This is a genomic window from uncultured Parvimonas sp., from assembly GCF_963524015.1.
Taxonomy (GTDB): Bacteria; Bacillota; Clostridia; order Tissierellales; family Peptoniphilaceae; genus Parvimonas.
Genome location: NZ_CAURDT010000007.1, coordinates 1 through 12,703, shown reverse-complemented (window position 1 = coordinate 12,703; position 12,703 = coordinate 1). Strand labels below are relative to the sequence as shown.

Annotated in this window: 10 protein-coding genes; all 10 read left to right on the top strand. The window is 28.9% G+C overall.

What is annotated here, in order from left to right; translation table 11 throughout:
* The first annotated feature begins 67 nt into the window (after positions 1-67).
* Positions 68-391, top strand: a complete 324-nt coding sequence (locus tag RWJ08_RS06560) for a PadR family transcriptional regulator (RefSeq protein ID WP_293439880.1) — start codon at positions 68-70, stop codon at positions 389-391.
* Positions 384-1,373, top strand: coding sequence for an HAAS signaling domain-containing protein (locus RWJ08_RS06555; RefSeq protein WP_313961503.1), 990 nt, complete (start codon positions 384-386; stop codon positions 1,371-1,373). The genes RWJ08_RS06560 and RWJ08_RS06555 overlap by 8 nt, the downstream gene beginning before the upstream one ends.
* Positions 1,363-2,433 (top strand): hypothetical protein, encoded by a 1,071-nt coding sequence (locus RWJ08_RS06550; protein WP_313961502.1) that lies wholly within the window; start codon positions 1,363-1,365, stop codon positions 2,431-2,433. The genes RWJ08_RS06555 and RWJ08_RS06550 overlap by 11 nt, the downstream gene beginning before the upstream one ends.
* A gap of 380 nt (positions 2,434-2,813) precedes the next feature.
* Positions 2,814-4,577: an oligopeptide ABC transporter substrate-binding protein gene (locus tag RWJ08_RS06545; protein ID WP_313961501.1), complete on the top strand. Its 1,764-nt coding sequence runs from the start codon at positions 2,814-2,816 to the stop codon at positions 4,575-4,577.
* Between the two features lie 497 nt (positions 4,578-5,074).
* A complete protein-coding gene (locus RWJ08_RS06540) occupies positions 5,075-6,838 on the top strand; it encodes an oligopeptide ABC transporter substrate-binding protein (RefSeq protein ID WP_313961500.1) in 1,764 nt (587 codons plus the stop codon).
* A gap of 663 nt (positions 6,839-7,501) precedes the next feature.
* The gene (locus RWJ08_RS06535) at positions 7,502-8,191 is read left to right on the top strand and encodes a 5'-methylthioadenosine/adenosylhomocysteine nucleosidase (RefSeq protein ID WP_313961499.1); all 690 of its coding nucleotides are present in this window, start codon (positions 7,502-7,504) and stop codon (positions 8,189-8,191) included.
* Positions 8,192-9,043 (top strand): ATP-binding cassette domain-containing protein, encoded by an 852-nt coding sequence (locus RWJ08_RS06530; protein ID WP_009354977.1) that lies wholly within the window; start codon positions 8,192-8,194, stop codon positions 9,041-9,043.
* Between the two features lies 1 nt (position 9,044).
* Positions 9,045-9,704 (top strand): hypothetical protein, encoded by a 660-nt coding sequence (locus tag RWJ08_RS06525; RefSeq protein ID WP_313961498.1) that lies wholly within the window; start codon positions 9,045-9,047, stop codon positions 9,702-9,704.
* Between the two features lie 9 nt (positions 9,705-9,713).
* A complete protein-coding gene (glpK, locus tag RWJ08_RS06520; protein WP_313961497.1) occupies positions 9,714-11,216 on the top strand; it encodes a glycerol kinase GlpK in 1,503 nt (500 codons plus the stop codon).
* A gap of 152 nt (positions 11,217-11,368) precedes the next feature.
* Positions 11,369-12,499, top strand: a complete 1,131-nt coding sequence (locus RWJ08_RS06515) for an acyl-CoA dehydrogenase family protein (protein ID WP_313961496.1) — start codon at positions 11,369-11,371, stop codon at positions 12,497-12,499.
* Positions 12,500-12,703: the final 204 nt, after the last annotated feature.

Genomic DNA, 12,703 nt, shown 5'->3' with positions numbered 1-12,703 from the left:
GATAATATAAAAATAGTAAAACGAATAAATTTCGATATAGAATAAACAACCAATAAAGGAGGTAAAAATGGATACTCAATTTAAAAAGGGTCTGTTGGATCTCTGCGTTTTAAGCTTTCTAATGGATAAAGATATGTATGGATATGAAATTGTTCAAAACATTTCAAAATCCATTGAAGTAAGCGAGGGCACCATATATCCAATTCTCAGGCGACTAAGTAAAGAGGGTTTTTTTGAAACTTATATAGTTGAGTCAAACGAAGGCCCTGCGCGAAAATACTATAGAATTACTGTTTCTGGAATGGAACATTATAAAAATCAAGTAGAATCATGGGAAAAACTAAAAACTGGTATGGACAGTATTTTGAAAAGAGGTGAAAAAGATGAATAAGGCTGATTACTTAGATGTATTAAAGGATTATCTTTTACAATATTACTCAGAAGAGGAAAGTTTAGATATTTTAAGAGACTATGAAGAGTATTTTTTAAATGCTAAATTAGATGGAAAAACTGAGCAAGAGATAATTTTAGAGCTTGGTTCTCCTAAAATAATAGTTCAAGAACTTAGAGCTGAAGATAGAAATATTTCAAAAAAAGAAGGAGTTTTTACAAACTTAACCAGAAAATTCGATAATTGGTTTGAAAAAGGGCTTTCAGAAAAGAGCTCAAGAGGAGAAATCGAAATAATGGAGAATAAATGTGATAAATTAGTAGAAAAATATGGAATTTTTGCATTTATGTTCCTAGCTATTTTTTCAGTAATAGAGCTAGTTCTAGGATTTAGATTTTTAGTTGCTCTTACAGAAATGCTAGGAATATTCATCATCTCAATGTCATTCTTGGTTAGAACAAATAAAGGTATTCAAACGAAGGCAGGGAAGTTTCTAACATTAGTAAATATGTTAATTATGCTATTCTACTTTGCTTTAGGCTTTGCAGGAAGTAGTAACATTTTGGATATGGGATTTAGTTTAGCTTTAATTATGGCTATTCTAAACCTTGTTTTGATTTTCATCTTATCAAAAGGAATGTTTTTCCTTATAATCATTTCACTACTTTTTGCAATAGTCCTAATAATTCTAGGTGGAATATGGTTTTTCTTTGTAGGGATAACTTTGTTTGGAGTAGGACTTGCAATTTTCTTAACTCCATACACTCTTTCTGCATTATCAACACTTTCACTCAACATCTTTTGGATAATATTTCCGATAATGCTTGCGATAGGACTTTTCATAGCTATGAGTATCTTGATAAAATATTATTCTCTAGCTATATATAGATTAGTATTAAAATATAATGACTGGATTAAAATAAAATTTATGTACTCAAGAGTTTATGGACAAAAAACAAAGGAGGACGAATATGAAAGGTAAATATTTTAAAATAAAAGTATTGGCTATAGTTTCTTTTTGTTTAATTGCCGTTGGTTTTACAGGCTCTTACAAAATGCTTTGTGAAATTCAAAGAAAAGTGGATGAAGAAATTGAGAAAAAATTAACCTACAGCTCAAAGGAAATCTTAAAAACTGAAAAAGAAATAAAATATATAGATTTAAGCAAATATGAGGGTTACAATGTTGAAATAAAGAAAAGTCAAGATGAATACAATCGTATAACAGCAACCTATAAAGATAAATATTTTGATAATGAAGCAAACTTTGATGAAAAAAATAATAATAAAATTGATGTCATAACGAAAAGAATAGATGACGAAAAAAGTTCAAGCTTTAACTATTTAACAAAAATGATTAATAACTCTGTAATTTATAATAAACTTTCATATTCTCTCATAAGCCCTTCTAAGAAAGAAGATAAAACAAAAATAGTTATTGAGGTCAAAAATCCTATTGAAATTATGGGAACAGTAAATGGAAGTGAAAATAATGAATTATTAAAAAAAGAGTTAACTTACAGTGCCTATGATAAAAATTTATTTTCTGGAAGTCCTATTAAGAACATGCTTAATCAATTTAATGAATTCACTATTAAAGACGTAAATGACGAAATAATTGAAATTCCAAATACTTTTTTAAAAACTTTAAATTACACAACTGATAAAATTGAAAAGTTGTTGATTTCAGGAAGGCCAACTGCTTCTAGTAACGGTGATGATAATCAAACTGTGGTAAATGTTGATGCAAAAAATGTTAAAGACTTTGTAGAAGTGAATATAAATTCAATGACGACAGATTTAAATATTACTGGTGCAAAAAAAGTTATTCTTGAAGGAATGCCAAGATCTGGAGAAATTGTAGTTAAATACAAGATTAATGGAGAAGAAAAAAGTTTTATAATAAATGAATCGAAGCCAAATGAAAAAACTACAAGAAAAGTAATAAATATTGAAAGTGATAAAATATTTAGAACTTCACTGGATAACTCTCTAATTAAAGGTAAATTAGATAAAATATCAGACTTAAAAGAAATTAAATAGAAAAGAACTCCATCCTTCAATGATGATTCGCAACGGTAGGTATCTTGTAACATTGTAGTTTCACAAAAAATGCAGATTATTAACTTAATCTGCATTTTTTAATAGACTTCGTAAGCGAACTTCACAACAGTTTTGCTACATTATGTTTAGTTAATAAAATAAAAATAACAAAAATATACAAACTTTTTTAAAAAAGTATTGTAAAAATATTTTAAATATAGTATAATATGATAAAGTTATATAGAGATAGGGAAAAGATTTTAAGATAGTAATCTTAATTATAATCTTTTGTATAACAAGATTAGCGAAGAATCATTAACAAAATATTCGCTAAATTTGAGACATGTACGTCTAAAAAATACATAAAGGGGGATTTTAGTATGAAAAAATTATCCAAAATTGTTGCTCTATGTTTAGCAACCACATTTTTATTATCTGCATGTGGCGGTAAGACTGGCAATAAAGACAAAACAAAAGATGTTGGTGTTCAAGATAAGTTAGTTATTGAAAATGAAGGAACACCAGTTGAGAATGCAACACTTAAAATTGCTTATGTAAGTGATTCTCCATTTACTGGAATTTTCCATCAAGCTTTTGCAAGTGGTAATCCAGATCAAGAAATTATGGCCTACTCCACTAATGGTACATTTAAATCTGATGAAAACTACAGATTAGTAAATGGTGGCGGTGCAGATATTGAATTTAAACCAGAAGAAAAGAAAGCTATTATAACAATACATGAAAAATATACTTGGAATGATGGTACTCCTGTTACTTCCGCAGACTTCTTAGAATACTATAAAATCATAGCTCATAAAGACTATACAGGTGTTCGTTTTGATGATGATATGAGAAATGTAGTTGGTATAGAAGAATATAGTAAAGGTGAAAGTAAGGAAATTTCAGGTTTTAAAACTTTGAGTGATAAGAAATTCGAAATTCACTTTAAAAAATTCAATCCTGGTATACTTTGGGGTGGTGGAATTCCTTTTGAACCAGTTCCAAGTCATAAGTTAAAAGACATTCCTGTTAAGGAACAAGAAGCGCATGACATCACTAGAAAGAACCCATTGTCTCCTGGACCTTACTATATCAAAGAAATAGTTCCAGGACAACAAGTTGTTTTTGAAGCTAACCCATATTACTACAAGGGTCAACCAAAGGTTAAAAAAGTTATATGGAAAATTGTTCCATCAGCTCAAATCGTTGCTGCGCTACAATCAGGTGAATATGATTTAACTGTTAGTTTAAATGCTGACCTTTATAGTAAAGTAAGTGCATTAAAGAATGTTCAAATTGGTGTACAAGATGACTTATCTTATACTTACATTGGATTTAAACTTGGTAAATGGGACAATGAAAAGAAAGAAGTTGTAACTGATCCTAATGCTAAGATGGCAGATGTAAAATTACGTCAAGCTATGGCTTATGCAATTGACAATGATGCAGTTGGTGAAAAATTCTATCAAGGTCTAAGAAGAAATGCAACTCAACTTATGATTCCTGCATTTAAAGAATATTATGATGATTCATTAAAAGGTTATACTTACGATTTAGAAAAAGCTAAAAAACTTCTTGATGAAGCTGGTTACAAAGATACAAACAATGACGGAATTAGAGAAGATAAAAATGGTAAACCATTTAAGATTAAATTTGCTTCAATGTCAGGTGGAGCTACAGCTGAACCTATTGCTAACTACTATATCCAACAATGGAAACAAATTGGCTTAGATGTTGAACTTACTAATGGAAGACTTATAGAATTTAACTCATTCTATGAAAAAGTTCAAGCTGATGATCCTGAAATTGATATTTATCAAGCTGCTTGGGGAACTGGATCAAATCCTAACCCTACAGGTCTTTACGGAAGAAAAGCTCAATATAACTTCTCAAGATTTGCAACACCTGAATTAGATGCAATATTTGATAAGATTAACTCTTATGAAGCAGTTGATAAAGAATATAGAGCAAAAGCATACAAAGAATTTGCAAACTATATGTTTGAAAATATACCAGTTGTTCCTACTCTATTTAGAAAAGGAATAGTTGCTGTAAATAACAGAGTTAAAAAATGGGATACAACTCCAGGGACTACTTTTAGTATTTCTGATGTTGAATTAACAGCACCTGAACCTATAAAATAATATTTAAATACTTGTATAAAGTGTCAATGAGAAATCATTGGCACTTTTTTTTGTGAAAGATCAGTTTAATAATATAAAATTTATACGAAAAATTCTATAAAAAATTATGTTTTATTTTTTGAACAAATTGATATGAGCAAAATTATTTGTGATGTTAACGGGATAAAATTTTAAAGTCGAAGAATACGTTTTTACAACAAAAAATTTAAAAATAAAATTTATAAAAAATCTATTTTTATTAGATATTTACTCTAATTTGTTCAATAATTAAACTAAAAATTTAAAAAAACTACAATTTATGCTAAAAAACTATTGCAAAAAGTTTTTTTATATAGTATAATATGATAAAGTTAAGTAGAAAAACAAAGAAAAGAAGGGCAAAGCCCTTCTTAAAATTGTATTTTTATCTAACACAACGAAGTGTGCGATTAGTAAAGTAATTAATCGTTTACTACACGATGGATAGGTCGTGTAAATACATAAAGGGGGATTTGGATATGAAAAAATTATCAAAAATCGTTGCTCTATGTTTAGCAACATCTTTTTTATTCTCCGCGTGTGGCGGTAAGGGTGAAAAGAAAAACGAAGACAAGCAAGTAGGGGTTCAAGACAATATGGTTATCGAAAATGAAGGAACTCCAGTAGAAGATGCAACTCTTAAGGTTGCACATATTAGTGACTCACCATTTACTGGTATTTTCCACCAAGCTTTTGCAAGTGGTAACCCAGATTTGGAAATTTTGAACTACTGTGCAGGCGGTACATTCAAAATTGATGAAAACTACAGATTAAAAAACGGTGGCGGTGCTGACGTTGAATTCAAACCTGAAGAAAGAAAAGCAATTATAACAATAAATGAAAAATATACATGGAATGACGGAACACCAGTTACTTCTGCAGACTTCTTAGAATATTATAAAATTATAGCTAATAAAGACTATACAGGCGTTCGTTTTGATGCAGATATGAGAAACGTAGAAGGTATAGAAGAATACAATAAGGGTGAAAGTAAAGAAATCTCTGGTTTCAAAACTATTAGTGATAAGAAATTTGAAGTAACATTTAAGAAATTTACTCCAAGTATCCTTTGGGGTGGTGGAATTCCTTTTGAACCAGTTCCAAGTCATAAGTTAAAAGATATTCCTATTAAGGATCAAGAATCTCATGACATTACTAGAAAGAATCCATTATCACCTGGACCATACTATATTAAAGAAATAGTTCCAGGACAACAAGTTGTTTTCGAAGCTAACCCTTATTACTATAAGGGTCAACCAAAGATTAAAAAAGTTATATGGAAAATTGTTCCATCAGCACAAATCGTTGCAGCTTTACAATCTGGTGAATATGACTTAACAGTTGGATTAAACTCAGACCTTTATTCAAAAGTTAAAGAATTAAAGAATGTAAAGATTGGTGTTCAAGACGATTTAGGATATACTTATTTAGGATTTAAACTTGGTAAATGGGATAAAGAAAAAGGAGAAGTTGTAACTGATCCTAATGCTAAGATGGCAGATGTAAAATTACGTCAAGCAATGGGTTATGCCCTTGATAACAATGCCGTTGGTGAAAAATTCTACCAAGGTCTAAGAAGAAATGCTACTCAACTTATGATTCCAGCATTCAAAGAATACTATGATGATTCATTAAAAGGTTATACTTACGATTTAGAAAAAGCTAAGAAACTTCTTGATGAAGCAGGTTACAAAGATACTAATGGTGACGGAATAAGAGAAGATAAAGAAGGTAAACCATTAAAGATTAAATTCGCATCAATGTCTGGTGGTGCTACAGCTGAACCTATAGCTAACTACTATATCCAACAATGGAAACAAATTGGATTAGATGTTGAACTTACTAACGGAAGACTTATAGAATTTAACTCATTCTATGATAAATTAGATGCTGATGACCCTGAAATTGATGTTTACATGGGTGGTTGGGGAACTGGATCAAATCCTAACCCATCAGGATTCTATGCAAGAAATGCAAAATTCAACTTCTGTAGATATGCAACTCCTGAATTAGATGCAATTTTAAATAAGATTAACTCTTATGAAGCTGTCGATAAAGATTACAGAGCTAAAGCATACAAAGAATTTGCAAACTATATGTTTGAAAATGCACCAGTTATTCCTACACTATTTAGAAAGAACATAACTGCTGTAAATAACAGAGTTAAGAAATATGATATAACTCCTGGTACAGACTTTAGCAATTCTGATATTGAAGTAACAGCAAAAGAACCTATTAAATAGGAATTAAAAGAAAAATAAAGAGACCACTTTTGTGGTTTCTTTTTTATTGTGAAACAATAAGGCTCTTGAAATTATGTCCGATGTAAATCGCCGTAGAAGAAAGTCTTAAGTTTTTTAAAAAATTTAAATAAAAATATCATTAAATTTCCATAAAAAAAGAATTATGATGCAATTCAAATGAATATCTTTAAATTAAAAAAAGATAAATTTGATACATCATAATTCTTAAGGAAAATTTATTAAAAAGAAAATTATGCTATTTTCATTTTAAAAAGTAAAGTTTGATTAAAATTAAATTTACTTAAAATTGTAAACTTAATTTTAATCAAATATATTACTTGTTATTTAAATGCCTTAGCCTAAAAAAATTATCAAAAAGGGCTATGGCTAAATAGGCTTTTAGCCTAAGTTCATATTCTCCATTTTGTTTTTGGGGATTATTAGGAGATTATGATGAATTAGATTTGCTTAAAAGTAAATCTAATCTTAAAAAATATTTATTTCTTTTGGATAGGATATATATATTTTGCCATAGAAACCTTAAATAAAATTTAAAAAAATAAAAAGTTTCAAAAAAATTTTTTAAATCCCTAAAAGTATGATACAATTAATATATATAAAATAAAAAGATAATTATAATATAAAAATATAAGGGGTGGTTGTATGATAGGGATTATAAGTGCTCTTGATGAAGAGCTAATGGAAATTATAGATAAAATTGAAACAAAAAAAGTAAGTAGAGGCTGTTTTACCTTTTATCTAGCAAATATTTCTAATAAGGAAGTTGTACTTGGGATTTGTGGAGTTGGAAAAGTAAATTCTGCAATTTATACTCAAAGTATGATAGACAACTTTTCTCCTGAGATTATTATAAATATAGGAGTCGCTGGTTCAACTGACAACGATGTAAAAATAGGCGACTTGGTTATAGGTACAGAATATTTTTATCACGATTTTGACTGTACAGAAGCAGGCTATGTGATGGGACAAATTCCTGCACTTCGTGATGTTAAATTTATTGCTGATAAAAAATTAGTGGATATTTCTTATGAAAATGCGAAAAAAGTTTTACCTGAAGATAGAATTTTTAAAGGAATTATAGCGACAGGAGATGTTTTTGTAGCTAAAAAAGAAATTAAAGACAGAATAAAAGCAAATTTTAACTCTCTTTGTTGTGAAATGGAAAGTTGCTCCATTGTGCATACTTGTCATTTGAATAATGTTAGGTATTTGGCTCTACGTTCAATATCCGACAATGCAAATGAAGAGGCGGATTGTGATTTTGAAACCTTTGTTTTAGAGTCAGCAAAAGTTGTTAAGAGTATTATTTTAGATATTATAGAGGAAATATAAATGATTGAAATTAAGAATTTAAAGAAAAATTATGGAAAATTTGTAGCAATTGATGATTTTAATTTAGAAATTGAAGAGGGAAAAACGTACGGCATTTTGGGAAGAATCAATTCTGGTGGAACTACAATTTTTAATATACTATGCAACTATACTTTTAAGGATGATGGTACTGTTTTAATTGACGAAAAAGAACCTGAAAATGCGAGAGATTTGATTTATATGTGTCCAAAAATGGAATTTTATAGTGGATATACTCTAAGACAAATTCTAAAGACTATTTCAGATTTTAATTCGGATTTTGACGTAGCTTATGCACTAGAACTTTGTGAATCTTTTAAACTCGATCTTGATAAGAAGTTTAAAGTTGAAGAGAATGTTCAAAACTGTACAATCTTTAAGACTATTGTTACAATATGTATGAAAAAAAAGTATCTTCTTTTTAATAAGCCGGAAATTGGACTTTCAAGTTTAGATATTAGAAAATTAAGTGATATTTTAATGGGCAATTATAAAAGAATGGGTTATACACCGATTATCCACAGTAAAAATGTAAATTATTTTTTTGATTATCTTGACTATATAATTATTATTAAAGATAAAAAAGTAGTGCTTTTTGAAAGTAGAGAAAATCTTGAAAAAATGGTTTATTCTATTTCTGTTTCTATTGAATTTATAGATGATATTGCTAAGGAGAAAAATATTTTGGCGGTTAGAGATGTAAAAAACTTTTCTAAGTTAAAAAATGTCTATATTTTAGCAAAAGATGAAGACGAAATTAAAGAACATGGGAGTAGAACTGTATCTTTGAAGGAACTTTATGAAGCAATTACTGCATCTGAAGGAGGTCATTAAATTGAGAAAGGGACTATTATTTACCTTAAAATTATTATTCGATACTTTTTTAATTGGAATAGTATTTTCTGTTATATGTGAACTCGTATTTTTAGCTTTTGCAAAAATTTTAAGTATTGATATATATTTAAATGCTGAAGTGTTTATGTCAATATTAACGGCAAGCTTTTTGACTTTTGTTTTCTCGAAAAAAAATATATTCAATCAACTTTTTATAAATGGATTTAGTAGAAAAAAAATAGCTAAGATTAAAACAATGAGTTGTATAGTTTATGGACTTGTGTTTTTTATACTATTTGTTGTATATGAGATTTTTTATGCAGGTTTGTTAACTGACAGCATATACTTAGATACAATTCTATATCTACTTGTTGTTTATTTAGCAATTACTTTTGTTGTAGAATTTGCTACATTTTTAGATTTGATTTACAAAAAAATCTCTATGAAAAAAGGAAAAGGTATCAATAAAGCTTTCTATAAATATGCATACTCAATAGTTCTTATACTCATAACTTATATATATAGATTGATTTATCCTGTAATTTATGATTATTGCACAAATATTGTATTGATTACTATACTATTATTGCTTGTCATATTGAAATTAATACTTTCAAATATGAATAAAAAATGGATATTAAGTATGGATATAAGAGCTTAGGAGGTTTTTATGGACGGATATATTTTGGCGTTAGACCAAGGAACGACGAGCTCAAGAGCTATTTTATTTGATCATAGTGGAAATATAAAGGGTATATCACAAAAGGAATTTAGACAAATTTTTCCAAAAGCAGGATGGGTTGAACATGATGCAATGGATATTTGGGCGACTCAATCTGGAGTTTGCAGAGAAGTTTTAGAAAAGAATTTTGTAAGACCTAATGAAGTTAAAGCCATTGGAATTACAAACCAAAGGGAAACTACAATTATCTGGGAAAAATCTACAGGAAAGCCAATATATAATGCAATTGTTTGGCAATGTAGAAGAACTGCAGAAATTTGTGAACAAATAAGAAAAGATGGTTATGAAAGTTTGATTTTTGAAAAAACTGGACTAAAACTTGATGCTTATTTTTCCGCCACAAAAATAAAATGGATATTAGATAATGTTGAGGGAGCAAGAGAAAAGGCAGAAAAAGGAGAATTACTATTCGGAACTGTAGATACTTGGATAGTTTGGAATTTGACAAGAGGTAAAGTGCATATAACTGACTATTCAAATGCTTCAAGGACGATGTTATTTAATATAAATACTTTACAATGGGATGAAGATATTTTAAAAATTTTAAATATTCCAAAATCTATTTTGCCCCAAGTTAGAGACTCAAGCGAAATATATGGATATACTGATGAATACACTTTTGGAGGAGCTAAAATTCCTATAGCTTCTGTAATTGGAGATCAACAATCTGCTCTTTTTGGACAAAATTGCTTTGAAAAAGCTGAGGCTAAAATAACTTATGGAACAGGAGCTTTTCTTTTGATGAATATAGGAAAAGAAGTTTTAAAATCTAAAAACGGACTCCTTACTACAATAGCTTGGGGATTAAATGGTGAAGTTACATATGCCTTAGAGGGAAGTATCTTTATTGCAGGTGCTGGAATACAATGGCTAAGAGATGAGTTAAGACTACTTTATGAAGCAAGTTTATCTGAACAATATGCAAATTTGGTAGATGATACTGATGGTGTTTATATTGTTCCAGCATTTACTGGACTTGGAGCACCTTATTGGGATATGAATGCAAAAGGAGCTATATTCGGACTTACTAGAGGAACTAAAAGAGAACATATAATTCGCGCAATGCTTGAATCTATAGCTTATCAATGTGTAGATGTATTTAATTGTATTGAAGAAGATACAAATATAAAAATACAAAATTTAAAAGTTGATGGTGGAGCAAGTGCAAACGGATTTTTGTTGCAATTCCAATCTGATATGTTAAATGCGGAGGTTACAAGACCTGAAGTCTTAGAAACAACAGCTATGGGTTGTGCATTTCTTGCAGGGCTTGCAGTTGGATTTTGGAAAAGTACTGATGAAATAAAGAATATTTGGAAAAAAGACAAGACATTTTATCCTGTTTTAAGTGAAGAAAACAGAAATAAAAAACTTAAAGGTTGGAAAAAGGCTGTAAAGAGAACTTTTGATTGGGATAAAGATGAAGAATAATATATCAAAAAAGAGCTTAGAAAAAACTAAGCTCTTTTTTGATAATAAGTTCCATAAATTTTATTAATGATTAAAAATCACCATAAAAAATTTTAATGTTATTATTTATTTCTAGGGGTATATTCTGAATAATCATATTTTAGGAGGTAAAAATGAGAGATTATTACAAATGGGCAAAAGAATTTTCAGATAAGTATATAAAACCTGTAGCTGAAGAAATTGATGAAAAAGGAAAATTTCCAAAAGAAATATTTGATAAAATTAAAGAAGAAGGATTTTTTAAAGTTTTAGTTCCAGTTGAATTCGGTGGAGAAGGGGCCGGACCTGAAGCTCAAGCTTATATTACTCAAGCATTTGCAGAGGGAACGGCGACAGTTGGACTTGGATATACTATGCATAATGTTGCTCTTAAATTTGTTCTTACATTTGCAAATGAAGAATTAAAAAAATTCATCATTTCTGAAGTTGTAGAAAATAATAAGATGTTATCACTTGCAAGAAGTGAGTTTGAAAGTGGAGTACATGTTTTTAAATCAGATATAAAATTAGAAGAATTTGAAGATTACTCTATTGTTAATGGAGTTAAAAGTATGATTACTTCAGCTAATTATGCTGATTACTATTTAATTTCAGTTCCAAAAAATAGCAAGGGAGAAATGAAAAACTGGCTTGTTCCAAGAACAACAGAAGGACTATCTTTTAAAGAAAGTGACTGGAAAGGAATAGGAATGAAAGGTAATAATTCATGTCCTATGATTATGGAAAATATTAAATTAGATAATAAATACGGAATAAAGATTTGTAGAAAAACTAATCCTCAACCGTATGAAGTTAATTTAGATGTAATTTACTTTATGACTGGTCTTGCAGGAGTATATTCAGGAGTTTGTTATTCTCTTTATGAATCAGCATTAAATCATGCTAAAAATAGGAAATATAGAGAAAATTCACTTGCTGACATCGAAGCAATTCAAATTCACTTATCAAAACTATATACTAATGTAATTTCTGCTAAAGGTGTTTTAGAATCTGCAGTAAATTCTTTTGGAAAACTAGAAGAAGACGGCTTTAGAAAAATAATGTCTGCAAGAATTATTGCTTCTGAAAACTCAATCGAAAATGCTAATATAGCAATGAGAATTGGAGGAGGGCAAGCATATAATAAAAAAGGAAATATTGAAAGACTAATGAGAGATGCATATGCAAGTCAAGTTATGTTCCCTAGTATCGATGTTTTAAGGTCATGGGTAGGAAAAAATATAACTGGAAATTCAATCCTATAAAACTAATAATATATATAAAGAAGATATATAAAGAAGAAATCCTAATTAAAATTAGGATTTCTTTGTTTTATAAAATAAAAAAATATATAAATTATGTTTTCTAAAACAATGAAAATTTTTAATATATAGCGAAAAATATTGAAAAACACATTGACTGAAAGGCGGAAGGCTGATATAATGTTAAGGCACTCAAGAAGGGACTAG

Coding starts and splice junctions, on each gene's coding strand:
- RWJ08_RS06545 (WP_313961501.1), top strand. CDS start 2,814: ATGAAAAAATTATCCAAAATTGTTGCTCTATGTTTAGCAACCACATTT.
- RWJ08_RS06515 (WP_313961496.1), top strand. CDS start 11,369: ATGAGAGATTATTACAAATGGGCAAAAGAATTTTCAGATAAGTATATA.
- RWJ08_RS06550 (WP_313961502.1), top strand. CDS start 1,363: ATGAAAGGTAAATATTTTAAAATAAAAGTATTGGCTATAGTTTCTTTT.
- RWJ08_RS06555 (WP_313961503.1), top strand. CDS start 384: ATGAATAAGGCTGATTACTTAGATGTATTAAAGGATTATCTTTTACAA.
- RWJ08_RS06540 (WP_313961500.1), top strand. CDS start 5,075: ATGAAAAAATTATCAAAAATCGTTGCTCTATGTTTAGCAACATCTTTT.
- RWJ08_RS06535 (WP_313961499.1), top strand. CDS start 7,502: ATGATAGGGATTATAAGTGCTCTTGATGAAGAGCTAATGGAAATTATA.
- glpK (WP_313961497.1), top strand. CDS start 9,714: ATGGACGGATATATTTTGGCGTTAGACCAAGGAACGACGAGCTCAAGA.
- RWJ08_RS06560 (WP_293439880.1), top strand. CDS start 68: ATGGATACTCAATTTAAAAAGGGTCTGTTGGATCTCTGCGTTTTAAGC.
- RWJ08_RS06530 (WP_009354977.1), top strand. CDS start 8,192: ATGATTGAAATTAAGAATTTAAAGAAAAATTATGGAAAATTTGTAGCA.